General features: G+C 49.1%; 15 protein-coding genes. 7 read left to right on the plus strand and 8 right to left on the minus strand.

All coding sequences use genetic code 11. From position 1 onward, the window contains the following. Positions 1-208: 208 nt before the first annotated feature. Genes ACJJIE_RS20415 through ACJJIE_RS20425 form a run of 3 tightly spaced genes read left to right on the plus strand, consistent with a single transcriptional unit; the run spans position 209 to position 3,593 of the window. Complete coding sequence (locus tag ACJJIE_RS20415) at positions 209-1,171, plus strand: YbgA family protein (RefSeq protein ID WP_108731802.1); 963 nt, start codon at positions 209-211, stop codon at positions 1,169-1,171. A gap of 8 nt (positions 1,172-1,179) precedes the next feature. Next, positions 1,180-2,121 (plus strand): MerR family transcriptional regulator, encoded by a 942-nt coding sequence (locus tag ACJJIE_RS20420; protein ID WP_444894789.1) that lies wholly within the window; start codon positions 1,180-1,182, stop codon positions 2,119-2,121. Further along, positions 2,118-3,593: a cryptochrome/photolyase family protein gene (locus tag ACJJIE_RS20425; RefSeq protein WP_444892798.1), complete on the plus strand. Its 1,476-nt coding sequence runs from the start codon at positions 2,118-2,120 to the stop codon at positions 3,591-3,593. Before ACJJIE_RS20420 ends, ACJJIE_RS20425 begins: the two co-directional genes overlap by 4 nt. A 21-nt stretch (positions 3,594-3,614) precedes the next feature. Here the strand turns inward: ACJJIE_RS20425 and ACJJIE_RS20430 are convergent, their stop codons facing one another. Then, entirely contained in the window at positions 3,615-3,815 is a 201-nt protein-coding gene (locus tag ACJJIE_RS20430) for a CPXCG motif-containing cysteine-rich protein (RefSeq protein WP_444892799.1), read from the minus strand. A gap of 447 nt (positions 3,816-4,262) precedes the next feature. On the opposite strand from ACJJIE_RS20430, the gene ACJJIE_RS20435 reads away from it, so the two are divergent. Then, a complete protein-coding gene (locus ACJJIE_RS20435; protein ID WP_444892800.1) occupies positions 4,263-4,703 on the plus strand; it encodes a YqaA family protein in 441 nt (146 codons plus the stop codon). 126 nt (positions 4,704-4,829) lie between these two features. On the opposite strand, the gene ACJJIE_RS20440 is transcribed toward ACJJIE_RS20435, so the two are convergent. Next, positions 4,830-5,462 carry a 2OG-Fe dioxygenase family protein gene (locus ACJJIE_RS20440; protein WP_444892801.1) on the minus strand — a complete coding sequence of 211 codons (633 nt, stop codon included), beginning with the start codon at positions 5,460-5,462 and terminating at the stop codon, positions 4,830-4,832. A 281-nt stretch (positions 5,463-5,743) separates the two neighbouring features. Next, complete coding sequence (locus ACJJIE_RS20445) at positions 5,744-6,181, minus strand: hypothetical protein (protein WP_444892802.1); 438 nt, start codon at positions 6,179-6,181, stop codon at positions 5,744-5,746. A 594-nt stretch (positions 6,182-6,775) separates the two neighbouring features. On the opposite strand from ACJJIE_RS20445, the gene ACJJIE_RS20450 reads away from it, so the two are divergent. Then, on the plus strand, positions 6,776-7,975 hold the full coding sequence (locus ACJJIE_RS20450) for a pyridoxal phosphate-dependent aminotransferase (protein ID WP_444892803.1): 1,200 nt from the start codon (positions 6,776-6,778) through the stop codon (positions 7,973-7,975). A 138-nt stretch (positions 7,976-8,113) separates the two neighbouring features. Continuing rightward, the gene (locus ACJJIE_RS20455; protein ID WP_108731811.1) at positions 8,114-8,590 is read left to right on the plus strand and encodes an Lrp/AsnC family transcriptional regulator; all 477 of its coding nucleotides are present in this window, start codon (positions 8,114-8,116) and stop codon (positions 8,588-8,590) included. Positions 8,591-8,643: 53 nt separating this feature from the next. Here the strand turns inward: ACJJIE_RS20455 and ACJJIE_RS20460 are convergent, their stop codons facing one another. After that, positions 8,644-9,696, minus strand: coding sequence for a HupE/UreJ family protein (locus ACJJIE_RS20460; protein WP_444892804.1), 1,053 nt, complete (start codon positions 9,694-9,696; stop codon positions 8,644-8,646). Continuing rightward, positions 9,693-10,550, minus strand: coding sequence for a peptidylprolyl isomerase (locus ACJJIE_RS20465; protein WP_444892805.1), 858 nt, complete (start codon positions 10,548-10,550; stop codon positions 9,693-9,695). Before ACJJIE_RS20465 ends, ACJJIE_RS20460 begins: the two co-directional genes overlap by 4 nt. 230 nt (positions 10,551-10,780) lie before the next feature. Between ACJJIE_RS20465 and ACJJIE_RS20470 the strand changes: the two genes are divergently transcribed. Further along, entirely contained in the window at positions 10,781-11,185 is a 405-nt protein-coding gene (locus tag ACJJIE_RS20470) for a DUF4345 family protein (RefSeq protein WP_282934243.1), read from the plus strand. Between the two features lie 68 nt (positions 11,186-11,253). Here ACJJIE_RS20470 and ACJJIE_RS20475 read toward each other — a convergent pair whose 3' ends face one another. The 3 genes from ACJJIE_RS20475 to ACJJIE_RS20485 form a co-directional block, all read right to left on the minus strand. Next, positions 11,254-12,084 carry a sterol desaturase family protein gene (locus tag ACJJIE_RS20475; RefSeq protein ID WP_444892806.1) on the minus strand — a complete coding sequence of 277 codons (831 nt, stop codon included), beginning with the start codon at positions 12,082-12,084 and terminating at the stop codon, positions 11,254-11,256. Positions 12,085-12,262: 178 nt separating this feature from the next. Beyond that, positions 12,263-13,330, minus strand: coding sequence for a helix-turn-helix transcriptional regulator (locus ACJJIE_RS20480; protein WP_444892807.1), 1,068 nt, complete (start codon positions 13,328-13,330; stop codon positions 12,263-12,265). Between the two features lie 3 nt (positions 13,331-13,333). After that, positions 13,334-13,900, minus strand: coding sequence for a lytic transglycosylase domain-containing protein (locus tag ACJJIE_RS20485; protein WP_108731817.1), 567 nt, complete (start codon positions 13,898-13,900; stop codon positions 13,334-13,336). Positions 13,901-13,952 lie beyond the last annotated feature (52 nt).

Genomic DNA, 13,952 nt, shown 5'->3' on the forward strand with positions numbered 1-13,952 from the left:
CATCGCAGACCGGGGACTGGCGATAAGAGTGCGCGCAGCGCTAAAACTCGGAATGAACGCGGCTTTGCATTGTAGCTTTGGTTTGTATTTGCGCAAGCCACGGTTACCTTGCAAGAGACTTTTAAAAACTTATACAAGGGCAGATCTTGTATAAGTTTTAGTGGCAGGCTATAAAAAAGGTAGGCCATTACCTGCACACCTTGTGACTATGAATATTCAATTCCTGCCGCATAAGATTCCTGTTGGTATCAGCCGCTGTGCCGTGGGTGATCCAGTTCGATATAACGGTAGCCATAAGCACAGCAAAGTCTGCACTCAGCTGCTGGGTAATTGCTTTGATCTGCAAGCTTACTGCCCGGAAGTGGCAATAGGCTTGGGAGTGCCCCGCCCGCCAATTCACCTGATTGTCAGTGATCGCCTGCGCGCAGTTGGGCGCGATGACACCAATATCGATGTGACAGAGGACCTTGAGGCTTACGCAGACGAGATAAGTCCGGAGGTCGAGCAGTTGCGCGGTTTTATCCTGATGCAAAAGTCTCCCAGCTGCGGTGTGCGTACGACCCCCCATTACAAAGAAGATGGTCGCGGTGTACTGGCGCATTCGGCAGGTCTATTTGCTGCGCGTGTGAGAGAGAATTTTCCCCACCTCCCTATGGAGGAGGTAGGGCGACTGAATGCCAGCGATATTCGCGAGAACTTTTTAACCCGAGTATTTGCTTACGATGCCTGGCATCGCTATGTATCGCCGGATCCTCGACCCGCTAAAGTTATTGAGTTTTACACCGCTTATAAGTACCTCTTGTTAGCCCATAGCCAGCCTCTGACCCGTGCCTTGGGTCAGTTTGTTTCCAACTCTCGTGCGGTGACCCCCGAAGAGTTCGCTTATGAAATTCGTGGGCGGATTATGGATATTCTCTCCCAACATGCATCGCGCAAGGATCGAACCAATGCACTGATGCACAGCCAGGGGCATTTAAAAGGCTATTTAAGCCGGGAAGAGCGGGCTGAACTGGCCCAGCTTATCGAGGAGTACCGGCAGGGGCATAAACCGATTTCGGCGGTGCTTACTATGCTCCGTCATTACTTGCCGAGAAGCCCACACCACTTTATCCACAGCCAGGTCTTGCTCGCTGCCGAGCCGGCTGAATTAGGTTTATGTGAATTTCGATAATGAGCGTCATGTCCGGCCCAGAAGTTGTTGAAAAAAACTATTTTCCGATTCGTGAGATAGCTCGGAGGACCGGGGTGCACCCCGTGACCTTACGGGCCTGGGAGCGCCGCTATGGTCTACTAAAACCCATGCGCACCAGCAAAGGGCATCGCCTTTATAGTGAAGAGGAGGTCGAGCAGATCGAAAAGGTCCTGCAATGCCTCGCCAGGGGCGTTTCCATTGGTCAAGTGCGAGACTTGTTAGCGCGAGAGCAGGACAAATTGGGGTTGCCAGCGACTGCAGGCGATGGAAAAAACAATTGGCAGGCGATGCTGGATGAAACCACCAGTCTCCTCAGAGACTTTGCAGAACCCCAGCTGCGCCGCCGTCTCGATCAGTGGTTTTCCTCATTCCCTGCCGCTTTGCTATTGGAGCACTGGTTGAAACCTTTGCATGTGCGGCTTGAGCGATTTCGCCTACCTGAAGCCCATGGAGCGCAGACATTTTTCTGGTCTCTGTTAAATGAACAGCTACTTATGGCTAATGGTATGGCGAGGAAAAACCTGGACAAAGACAGGTCCCAGGCGAAGCCCCGTGTTCTTTTACTGGAAATTGGCGTTCAGGGCCAACAGGCATTTATACAGATGTTTATTGCGGTACTCCTTGCTGCGGGAATAGAGGTCGTTACCCTAGCTTATCCTGCGGGATTATTGGAGCTTGGAAGTACAGTCAAAAAACTGGGTGCTCAGGGAGTGCTTTGCTATAGCCACAAGGCTCTGCCGAAAAATATTCTTGAATGTGAGCTACCAAGTGCTGTTCAGGGGATGACTGATCCTCTGTGGCTTGCGGGTGATTTTATTGAGGTGCAGCGTTTGGCTTTGACTGAACTGAACCGACTCTCTTTAACAAAAGTACTTTCCGGAAATACAGAGAGTGCAGTTACACAATTGCGGGAGTCTTTAAAGCTATGAGTCGCTCAGTGACTTTGCCGCGTGGCCTGGTATGGCTACGCAGTGACTTACGCCTCAATGATAATTCAGCACTTTACCAAGCCAGTATGCAATGTAAGGAGGTGGCTGCTGTATTTATTGCCTGTCCGGATACCTGGCAGAGCCAGGATGAAGGCAATCCGTTGGTGACTTTTCGTATCGCCTGTTTGCGTGAATTACAAGACGGATTAGAGGAGCGCAATATACCGCTGTACTTCGTTGAAGTTCCTACTTTTACTCAGGTTCCAAGGGTTCTTCAGCAAATAGTTGAGCGCCTGGATATCAATGCTCTCTATGCGAATGCTGAATATCCACTCAATGAGCTGCGCCGTGATAATGCAGTAAAAAATTTGCTAGCAAATGAGGGGGTTCAGGTTCAATTCTACAGTGACCGCACCCTGCTTCCACCGGGAGCAGTAAGAACCGGCGGAGGGGAACCCTACAAAGTGTTTACCCCCTTCAAGCGTGCACTGATTCAATTGTGTGCCGATAGTGAAATAAAAACCTTACCTAAGCCTCGGAAAATTTCTACCCGGGAAAATGGAGCACATTGGCCAAAGTGGTTTTCTTTATCTGAAGGGCAGAAATTAAGTCAAAAGATTCCAGTGCAACTGTCGACATACTCGATAGATAAGATCGACGATGCAGGCCTGATTGAAGGTTGGCAAGCAGGAGAAAAGGCGGCACTGAAACGGCTCAAGAAGTTCGGTGGAAAAATATCTAGGTATCAGGCAGAGAGAGACTTTCCAGCACTCGATAGTACCTCCTGCCTATCCCCCTACCTAAATAGTGGTGCTGTTTCGATTCGCCAATGTATAGCTATGGCGTTGGATATGAACGAGGGGCGTTGGCTGGGTGGAGATGATGGGGCGGCCTGTTGGATTGGCGAGTTAATCTGGCGGGAGTTTTATACTCATTTGTTGGTGGACTTTCCCCGTTTGAGTAAAGGGAGGCCATTCAAGCAGGAGACTGACCAAATCCCCTGGTCCTACAATAAGGATCAGTTTGAGCGTTGGACTTTGGGTGAGACTGGGGTTCCGATAGTTGATGCAGCGATGCGACAGTTAAATGAGACTGCCTGGATGCATAATCGACTGCGTATGATAGTAGCTTCATTTCTCAGTAAAAATATGCTGATAGATTGGCGTTGGGGTGAGCGCTACTTTATGCAGCGCTTAATTGATGCAGACTTTGCTTCCAACAATGGGGGCTGGCAGTGGACTGCCTCCACGGGTACTGATGCTGCACCCTATTTTCGTGTATTTAATCCTTATAGTCAGTCGCAACGTTTTGATCCCAATGGAGATTTTATCCGAAAATTTGTACCTGAGCTAAAGGAGCTGAGCGACAAAGCCATACACGATCCACCGCCGACTCAAGGCTATCCTCAAGTGATTTGCGACGTGGGGGCTGGGCGGAAGCGGGCCATAGAGGTTTTTGCCAACTTGAAGTGAATTTGTGCGCGACAATGCGACCTATAGCGCTTCATCCTCAGTATGAGCTGCGACAGATAGCTCACCATTTAAATCGAGTTCCACAGAGAAAACGATAGGTCTACAGCAAACTTGGCAGTCCTCAGTGTACTGTTGAGGAAAAATTGATGAATCAACCAGTATTTTTATGATTTCACCACAATAAGGGCAGTAAATACTTCTCTCCACTATTACCTCTGGCACAGGATAACTCCGTCTGGTGATTGTCAGATTCCCTTCTTTAGTCCATGCAAATTAATAGCATAACTATACTTCAACCCTTGCCTATTCAGAGGATGGCTCCGCAATTTCACTAGGTATTATTCAGCGATAGAAATCAAAAGAATTAGACAGGAAAACTATTTTGAAACTCTTGTCGAAGGCAAAATTGAAAATCAGTTTGAGAGTTTAGGGGGCATTGATTTCTACTTCAAGTGAGCGGACCTGTACTTGGGCCAAAATTAGCCTGCATGAGGTTGTGAATTCTAAAACCCGTTCACAAGGGTGAATATAAAAAGTAGAGGCTTGTGACTAGTATCGCTATCACTGATGAGGCGGGCTGTTGGGATGTCCCCCTTTTTCGATTATAGTGGCCCAATTATAAGTATAGATAGAAGGAATGCCGAGTTTAGCTAGGTATGAGTCGTCATTATGGGGTACTTTCTTGAGTTTGGATTTTTGGGGCTTTTCGTATCAGCATTCTTGGCAGCGACCATTCTGCCGCTAAGCTCAGAAATTGTAATGACTGGTCTATTGCTCCAGGGGCTCTCCCCTTGGGCCCTGATAATAGTCGCCACTACTGGGAATGTAGCGGGCTCTCTTCTCAATTATGCATTAGGCTACTGGGCCAGTTTGGGCGTGATCAAGAAATGGTTGAGAATGTCTGAAGAGGAATTTGTAAAGGCTGAACAGAGATTTAAAAAATATGGAGTATTCTCCCTGTTTTTTTCCTGGGTGCCTATTATTGGTGATCCCCTTACTGTAATGGCCGGTATTCTAAGAATTCGCTTGGTTTGGTTTTTGTTGTTGGTTGCCATGGGTAAATGTCTACGCTATCTGGTGGTTTGCTATATGGTATTGCAAGCATCTTGATATGGATATTAAGTTGAGAAGAGAACTTGGGTTGGAATTTTTTAGGGGTGGAATTTGATTTAGGCGATCATCTTTTTGAATATGCAAATAGTTATTTGTGATCTGGTTTGGGTAAACTTCATGTTTTCATGTGGTGTTCCTGTCGTTATGTAATGTAATTACCACAACATCCCTTAAAGCTTCCCCGGGAAAAAGAGGAGTGATGGGGCTTACGTAGTGTTTGAGTGACCTATCGTTCAAAACCAAAGCTTTTCCAGGGGTTAGTGTGCCATGAAATATAATTTCATTTTCATCCAAGTTGCTGATAAATGATTCGCCTCCATTGACATTGTTTCTATTAATACAATTAATCGCTACATAGTCGAACCCATCTTGGTGAAACCCCTCGGGGGTGGGATAAGCGTTGAATTCATTTGTAGCACGAACTCTTATCTGGTGGCATCCGACTTGATATTCGTTTGCCGGTATATATTGGTGGGAAATTAAGTGTCTTACAATGTTTTGTGAGAATATCCGAGCGATTGTTCCTAATGAGGGATAGTGACGCTCTATATCTCCTAGGTACGTATTAATTGTTTTACTTTGTATGAAGATGGTGTTGTTGCTCCACTCAATTGAATTGCCACTATAGAGTCCTGAACTATATGTTCGGTAGCGATATGGATTTTGGGATTTTAGATATTCATCTGGAGGGAGTTGGGCAAAGCTGTCCGCAAGTTCTTCAGGTATGTACTTAAGGATTTGAGTAAATTGAAACATCTGATTCGCCCTGCTACACGAATAAGATAAGGGAATGGTATTAGGTTAATGTGAGTGAAAGATCTTCACAATTGTTAAGGGCTGTTTTTTTATTTGTGGGATGTTGAATTAATCTGGGAAGGGAGACTAATCACTAGGCCTCCCTCCTGAAGTAATAGATTGAATAGTTATTGTATGGGATTAAGGGAATTTAAAGGCTATCGAGATCTTGTAGCTTTTGCTGGATTTCTTTTAATTGTTCCGGGTGTACAGTAGAGATTTTGGCATCTTGTAAAGTGAGTTTATAGGCCGTTGGAAATGCTTCCCTTCAGGATGTTTCGATGTCCGGATTTACGCCGATTTTTTTCTTCTAAGGCTTCGATCCGGGTAATTCCAGAATTTTTTCTACTGAGTTTGCCAAACCAATCCTTGTGTTTCGGTTGTTGTTGGGGAGACTCTGGATCATGCCAGCTTACGCCGAAGTGCTTATCATGCTTTTCCAGCACGGATTCAATAATATCAGCAACAGATTCGGTGTCATTGGCGTGCCTAAATATATCAGACTCTGCAACTTTATCTAATGAAGAGTGAATAGCGTCCAGGTTTTCTTGCAATATATAGTTGGAGGCAATCCTTTTCTCGATAGAATTTATAAGTTCCAATTTCTGTTGTTGGGAGATTTCAGTACTGATTGCGGTAATTGAAAAGGAAAGAAAAAGTAAGGTCAGTAACTGTTTCATCTTATCCATGATTTAAATTAACTTATTAACGTTTTCAAGTGCTAACGATAACACGCACACTAGCCATTACAGATAGTCTCCAGAAACACTAATTAGCACGTTTCGCAGTAATATCGGGGGGAGCCAGCTTTCCACTTTTACAGATTAAAATTGTCCCAGGCACAGAGGGTGTTGCGGACAACCAGAGGAATATTGCCACGAGCCAGCTGAAAGGGTTTTGGCGTACGAAGGAGCCTCGAAAAAGAATATCGTGTCAAAGTTTAATGTTGGCTACGCCAAAACGCCCGGGTTTTAGTTAAAAGTATCCGATTTCAGGGGTGATTGGGGGGTGGGGAGATACATTGATACCTTGCTCAAGATAAGGCTACCTTCTATGCGGTACTTGCTGTCTACAGGCCCCGGGGTTCCCGGAAAACTGACACCAAGCGCCTATTTTTAGTCACGATCTACCCGAGTACACTGATCTCCGCATTATCTGCGGGAATACCAAAGAAAAGCTCCCTCTAATGCGAAATTGACGGTCATATAGCGGCACCGATTACCCAGATGGTTGTTACCTTAGCCCCTATAAATGGCTGCTAAATAGTGAAAAACGTGACAAATTTTACCCCCAGGTTCAGCTTGCAAAGTGAGGCTTTGAATGGTGAGGACGCCAATGTTTGGGCTGTGAGCGACCGGGCTCACGATCTCGCCAATAAAGGGGAGGATGTCATCTTTCTCTGCGTTGGTGATCCCAACTTTGACACCCCCGAACCGATCCTCGACTTTGCCCGCGCTCGCCTGGGAGTGGGGCGTACCCACTATTCCCCTGCTGCCGGGGAACCAATGCTGCGCAGGGCTATTGCGGATATCGAGAGCAAGGTCTCCCCCCACCCCTGTAATCCGGATGATGTTGTTGTTTTCCCCGGTGGAACCAACGCGATCTACGCAGTGCTTGCCTGCCTGCTAAACCCCGGTGAGGAGATTGTAATTCCCGAGCCGATGTATATCGGCTATGTCCCCATTTGTGATGCCTTGCGCCTCTCCGTAAAGCGGGTGACTTGCCCGGCGGAGACCAATTTCGCTTTTGATGTCGACACTATCAAGGCCTCCATCAGTGAGCAGACCAAGGTCGTTATGATCAATACGCCGGTAAACCCGACTGGCGCGATGGCTACCCCTGAACAATTGCGCGAGTTGGCGGCATACTGCCGCGAGCGCAATATTTGGCTGGTGTGTGATGAAGTTTATTCAATGATCACCTTTGCCCGTCGTCACACCTCTCTGCGTACGGCTGCGGAGTCGCTGGATAATATTGTTGTGGTTGATGGCTTGTCCAAATCCCATGCCATGAGTGGCTGGCGCCTGGGGTGGGCAGTGGCTCGTGGTCCCCTGGTAGATCGTTTGATTGCTTTTGCAGGGGCGACAATTTTTGGATGCCCTCAGTTTATCCAGGAGGCCGCTGCCTTTGCCCTGGAGTTTGATAGTTACTTCGTCAAGCAGATGCGGGATGCCTATCAGCAGCGTCGAGACCTGATTGTTGAGAGGATTGGCCAGATTCCGGGATTGAGTTGCTACAGCCCTGAGGCGGGGATGTTCGTTATGGTGGATGTCTCCAAGGTATCCAGCTCCGGGCAAGCCTTCGCTGAAGCCCTTTTGGATGCTGAGCGGGTCTCGGTACTGCCTGGCGCGCCCTTTGGTAGCAGTTCAGTGAATCATGTCCGCCTCACCCTGGCGGCTGATGAGGCCGAGTTGTCGCGGGCCTTGGATCGCATCGAACTGTTCGTCACCAGTGGTAACCGCCAGGCCGGTTAGGCCTTTGCCGGGAGCTGCTTGTCGCTAAATTCGCTTTTGAAGTGATGACAAGTTTCCCATGCCGGTGGCTGTAGTGTTTATGCCACCGGCGAATACCGCTATCCTTGCCCCCTTTCAGATTCAAAAGAAAATAGCTCCGTGAAAATTGACCGGCATAATTTGCGTATTTTGCAGGCCCTGCAATCAAACGCACGTACAAGTAACCTGAATTTGAGTGAAAAAATTGGATTATCGGAAAGTGCCTGCCTGGCCCGGGTTAAACGCCTGACCAGTGAGCGCTATATCCGCGAGTTCTTTGCCGAGATAAACCTGGATAAAGTTCGGCATGCAGAGTTTTATGTAAACGTTGCGCTTAAGCGGCAGGATGCCCGTACCAGTGAGAACTTTCGCCGCATTATTAGCGATATTCCACAGATTGTTTCCTGTGTGAAGATGTCTGGTGAGTTCGACTATATGCTGCATTTCGTCTGCCCAGACGCAGCAGATTTTAATCGAGTCTCAGAGCAGTTGTTGGCCAATGAAGAGGCGGCGATTTCCCGTATGACTTCTCATTTGGTGATTGAGAAAACCAAGCCTTTTACCGGCTACCCACTGGAACTCTTGTTTCAGGACTGAGCCTTAAATTAACCGGTGCCCGTGATTTGCAGGGCACCGGTTAATGTTCTCTGTTATGGGAAAACAATAAGCAGGCTGCGCTTAATCACCCAGTAGCAGGCAATGCCCCCCAGCGTATACGCGACCACTGTAGCGACTGGTATTCCGATACCTCCACCCTCCCCGAAAGAGTATTGTTCGCGGTTCCGAATGGCATACCCTGGCCAATGTTTAAGGAGCTTTTGATACAAGTTGATTGCTGTAAGAACAGCAGTGATAAATACTAATTGCCCCACTTCCACACCGAGATTAAAAGTCAGTAATGCCTGTGGAATAGCCCCCTGGGGAAGCCCAATTTCTCCCAGTACACCGGCAAAACCCAAACCGTGTAAAAGTCCAAAAGCAAAGGCAATTGCCCATGGGTAGCGACTGGTCAAACTGAAAACACCATGCCTCTGGCGTACTGTCTCCCTGGCTGCCAGTAAAATACTGAGGGCGATAATCGCCTCCACTGGCGCCGACGGCAGATGGATATAGCCCAGTACGGCAGCTGCCAAGGTAATACTGTGGGCGATAGTGAAAGCAGTGATAGTGCAGATCAGCTGGCGAAGGCTTTGTTTAAGTAAGATCAGGGCCAAAACGAACAGCAAGTGATCGACACCGAGAAGAATATGTTCAACGCCCAGCACAAAGTAAGTTTGAGCGACTTGGAACTCGCTAGTTGGCTGGTCAAGGGTCCATTCTGGATGGTCTGGTGTCAGTCGGATAACTTGCTCGCGCCCATCCAACCAGGAGATCCGCACTAGCGCATCGGTCATAGTGCTCTGTAGGCCATCGATATGAATCGACAGCTGTTGTAGCTCCCTGGGGTGATGGATAGTCCAGTGCTCTGTGTAGTAGCCCTTACTTATTTGCGCTCTGGGTTGGCTTAGGGGGGAGGCAGCTTGGTCCAAATGGACATTCAGAGCGAGGCGAAGATCGCCTTGTGCGGGCAATCGCCAAAGTACTTTAAATAGTTGTGCATCAACTTGAGTTATGCCCAGGTAAGCCGGGCGCAGTTCGTGGGCAGATAGTATTGGGGTAAAGCTGAGGAGCAGAATGAACAGGAGTGGCCGGATGTGCATCATTTGACGGCAACCTCGGCTGAGAAGTTATCCGGCTTGTGGACAGTGACCTCGTAGTTTTTACGGTACTGGAGATACTGCTCCTGCAGAATCTTCTTTTGCGCCTGGAATTGCCAATCATTTAGTACGCGGCTGCGTATTTCAGCCAATGCCGGTAGCTGGGTGGACTTGATTTCCTCAAGGAGGACCAGGTGATCGCCGAAGGTCGAGCGGACTGGACCGCTCCACTTGCCAATAGGCAGCCTGGACAATTGAGCGGAAAATCCCAGCCCAAATTGCCTGTCTATTCGTGGCTCTGAAGTGTCGATAAAAGCAGCTGGCAGTAGGGTTGAATCCCCAATCATTGGCGAAGCCTGACCGCTGTTTAGCTGCATGAGTAAGTCGTTAAAATCACGTGAATCTGATGAGGCCAGATCCACTGAGAAAAATCGTTGTTGGAAAGATAGGGTGGGGGGAACCCGGTATTTATCAGCCTGACCTTGAAGGAATTTCTCCAATACTTGATCGCCTGGGTCTTGAGTATCAGCGAAATTACGCGCCGTAAGTTCCATTTTCATTCGCAGGCGGCGGCGGATTACCGTATCGTTCTCGGCTAATCCCAGGGCAAGCGCTTCCCTGTAAAGTATTTCCTCTCTTAGGTAATTTTCAATAAGTTGCTCCAGCTCGCTATCGGTGGGGTACCTGTGCCACTTGCGCTCAAACACCGAACGTAGATGTTCGACGCGCCCCTCGCTGATAACAATCTCTTGTGCAGGCGGTTCCAGGATTTCTCCCAATCCCAATAGGATTAGGGCGATCGCAATAAAATACAGCAGGGGCTCTTTCGCCAATGACTTGAGGAAGGTGGTGGTATTCAAAAGCGCGGCCCTTATTTTGGAGTGGGTCGGAGTTGCGCTGTGGATTCTAATTATGGAAAGACATTCTCAGTTTGCCAGTAAGAAAATATTGATAAATCCATCGCTTTGTACCAAATTGGTGAATTGTTCCGGCGTATGGCGGGGTGTGGCTCATATATACTGTGACAGTACTCCAAAGCGGTGTTCCCCTTGTATAGGGGTGAGTAACAGAAATTAGAGGGGAGAATCGATTGAAATATTTGGGAAGAGTCTATTTGACACTCAATCTATTGGTTTTTGCTTCTATTGGCCTCTGGGCCCTGTTTAAACCGCAGAGCCTTGCGAATGAAGTGGATTTTTCATTTGATACCCCCGAAGCCATGCCCGAGTTTATGGCCACTTATGGCGGGTTTATGTTGGCCATCGCGGTGATTCTACTGGTGGCCTTGGCTATGCGCCCGCACCGCAGGGTTGCTTACGCTGCGATGTCTATCGCCTATATCGGCTTCGCTCTTGGGCGCCTCTACGGAATGTTATTTATCAGTGGTTTTGACCAGCGCAATTTAGTGCTTTTTGCTATCGAAGTCGTCTTTGTTATCTGGGGACTTTACTGTTACCGAGAGTCCCGCTGGTTGCCTTTACAGCATGGCCATTAACACGGTTGTTACGGCTAGTAGAAAGGAGCCGGGGGAACCCCGGCACCCATTTAAGTAATTTGAGTGGGTTAAGCGTGAGCTTTTGCGCCTTCCGCTGCGCTGTTGTCTATTTCCACCTCTTTTTCTCCCCCGTGTAATTGCCCATCCACCGCTTGCCGGAAGACCTGCTTGTAGTCCTTAAACTCTGTGCCCATCCAGCGATCCCACCAGGTGAAGTAAAAGCCGTAGTTGCCCTGGAAGCGCTGGTGGTGCAAGTCATGGTGAGTCGTGGTGGTGAGCCTGTCCATAGGGCCGTCGACCCAGCTGCGCGGGTGGAATTCGCGGCCAGTGTGCAGCATGGCGTTGCGGAAGATGCTGATAAATAAAAAGGTGAACCAAATAGTTGGATTAAGCGGCAGTATCAGCGCAATTAGGGGAGAGAAAGCGCCCATCAGGACCGCTTCACCTACGGAAAAACTGTATGCCGTCCAGGGCGTGGGTGTTCTGGACTGATGGTGTAGGCGGTGGAAGTGTTTAAACACCTTGGGATGGTGCATACCTCGGTGGGTCCAGTAAAAATAAGCGTCGTGGATCAAAATCACTACTGGCAGGCTGGCAATACTCCACCAGAGTGGATAATCGCTCCACTGCCAGTAAAATTTGGTCAGTCCCAGATCGTGCATCATGGTGGTAATAACCCCTACCAGGGTAAAGATACACACCGTTAATAGTGAATAACTCACCTCCCGCCGAATATCTTTCCACTCGGCACGACGCTTTTGGATACGGCGCCGGTTCATCCAGGTGCGAAATAGCCAGCCGGCCAAAATACTCATTACTGAAGCGGCCAGCACATAGCGAAATAAACTCAACTGGAAATGTTTGGCTCCGTCCTGGGATATGTCGACTAAAAAATCCATATTCTCACCATCATTATTCTTCTATTGAAGGGAGACTCACCGGTGTTAAATCGGGTCTCGGTGAGCCGGGCACGCAGCGGGAAAATCGCTTTCACCGCGCTCCCAGTCTGGGAGCCTTTTACTTTGCGGGCTTACGGAATATGAAAAAATGCTGACGGATTCTTTCAGGAGAGGAGATTCAGGCGGGCAGCTTTTCCCGGCGGTACTCAGTGGGAGTTTGGCTGTGACGGCGCTTGAAAGCAGCGTTGAACGGGCTCAAGGAGCGATAGCCAATGTCCAGAGCAATGGTGAGTACCGGCAAATGGGCCTGCTCCGGATCTGCCAACCGGTTGCTGGCCTCATCAATACGAAACTGATTTAGGTATTCGTTAAAATTACGATAACCCAGATGACGATTAATCAGCACACGCAGCACATGTTCGCGAATATCCAATTGCTCCGCGAGCTCCCTGATGGTGAGTCCGGTGTGGCGATAACCACCGTTGTGCATATGTTCCTGTAATTTTTGCAGCTGGGTTTGCTGTTGTTCATCCAGTTCAGGTGGCGGAGCTAAAGGCTGTTCTTCCTCCTCTGGCTCGCTGCTCTTCGGGCGCGGCAGGGATTCTCCCAGAGCGCTGGGGGAAAGGGCCAGCAACCATAGGCAGGCAACCAGTGACAACAGGCTGGCAAATAGTGCGTGCAGTGTCGGCACACCGTTGGGAAGCGGGCGGTAAGCAAAGATAGATTCTGCGCCAATTACCACCAGCATATAGGCGCCGACGGCGATAAGTAGGGTTGTGCGCAGGCGTCGGCGCTCTGCGACCAAGTCCAGGTGAAACTGCCGCTGTAGTGTCAGTAGGCCGAGGCTGATTAAACTGAGTTTGAGTAGCTGCGAAAGGGTAAATAGTGGGGATTGCTGATCTGACGTCAATGGCAAGGGTGCGTGGTAGGCGACTATGCCGATGACCAGGGTAATACCAATCGGAATCCAGCCCCACAGGGGAAAAGGTTCTTCCTCGCGGCATAACAGGTGAGTAAACAGCCAAAAAATTGCGGGAATCAGAGTAATTGGCAGGTTAAGCAAGAGCGCAGTAGGTCCACTTAACTGTGGCAGGATGGGCCAGAGTAAATAGCAGATCACGGCTATCAGCAGGGCCAGCAAGCAGCGCCCGGCAACAAGCCGGTAGTGATGTATAGCAACCTTGGTTGCTGCCAATAAAAGAAGAGCGCATGCACCGCCGGAGAAAAATAAGTAGCCGGCGGTCATCGTTTATCTCCAGCGCTCGGCCCAGGCATCCAGGACCTTGCTGCTATAAGTATGGCGGCCGTAGCTACCATTGTAATAGGCGAGGGCGTTGGCTAGATTGCCTTTGGCTTTCTTGATGTAGTGTTTAAGAATGGTACAGCCGTACCTTAGATTGGTGTCCATATCGATCAGGTTATCGTCGGGTCGACCGATTTCATTTTTCCAGAATGGCATTACCTGCATCATACCCAGAGCGCCAACGCGGGATATCGCATAGGGGTCGAAAGCACTCTCAATCTGGATAACCGCCAATACGATTTCCGGGCGTAGCCCGGCCCGAGTTGCCTCCCGGTGGACAGCTTTCAGTACGTGCATCCGCCGCTTGGGATCTTTGATATAGCGGGACAGAGGCTGGGATTTAGACATTAGCCACACTTCCGCATCGAAGCGGTCCACAAAGCTGTCGGCCTGGGTAACTGCGTCCTGCAGGGCGAGGCGCAACTCCGGGTCGATCTCGGCTCTACTGCTTTGAGCCTGGGCGGCACAGCAGGTAAGGCAGAGCAACAAGAGGGCGGTGGCTTTTTTTATCATGGGGTGATTCTACGAAAAGCCCGGCAAAATGGGCAGCGTGATTTTGTGACGC

The organism is Microbulbifer maximicatervae (SeqCode) (assembly GCF_052467325.1).

Excerpts from the sequence above, each read along its gene's own strand:
- ACJJIE_RS20425 (WP_444892798.1), top strand. The coding sequence starts at position 2,118 with ATGAGTCGCTCAGTGACTTTGCCGCGTGGCCTGGTATGGCTACGCAGT.
- ACJJIE_RS20440 (WP_444892801.1), bottom strand. The coding sequence starts at position 5,462 with ATGTTTCAATTTACTCAAATCCTTAAGTACATACCTGAAGAACTTGCG.
- ACJJIE_RS20460 (WP_444892804.1), bottom strand. The coding sequence starts at position 9,696 with ATGATGCACATCCGGCCACTCCTGTTCATTCTGCTCCTCAGCTTTACC.
- ACJJIE_RS20415 (WP_108731802.1), top strand. The coding sequence starts at position 209 with ATGAATATTCAATTCCTGCCGCATAAGATTCCTGTTGGTATCAGCCGC.
- ACJJIE_RS20480 (WP_444892807.1), bottom strand. The coding sequence starts at position 13,330 with ATGACCGCCGGCTACTTATTTTTCTCCGGCGGTGCATGCGCTCTTCTT.
- ACJJIE_RS20445 (WP_444892802.1), bottom strand. The coding sequence starts at position 6,181 with ATGAAACAGTTACTGACCTTACTTTTTCTTTCCTTTTCAATTACCGCA.
- ACJJIE_RS20435 (WP_444892800.1), top strand. The coding sequence starts at position 4,263 with ATGGGGTACTTTCTTGAGTTTGGATTTTTGGGGCTTTTCGTATCAGCA.
- ACJJIE_RS20485 (WP_108731817.1), bottom strand. The coding sequence starts at position 13,900 with ATGATAAAAAAAGCCACCGCCCTCTTGTTGCTCTGCCTTACCTGCTGT.
- ACJJIE_RS20475 (WP_444892806.1), bottom strand. The coding sequence starts at position 12,084 with ATGGATTTTTTAGTCGACATATCCCAGGACGGAGCCAAACATTTCCAG.
- ACJJIE_RS20420 (WP_444894789.1), top strand. The coding sequence starts at position 1,180 with ATGTCCGGCCCAGAAGTTGTTGAAAAAAACTATTTTCCGATTCGTGAG.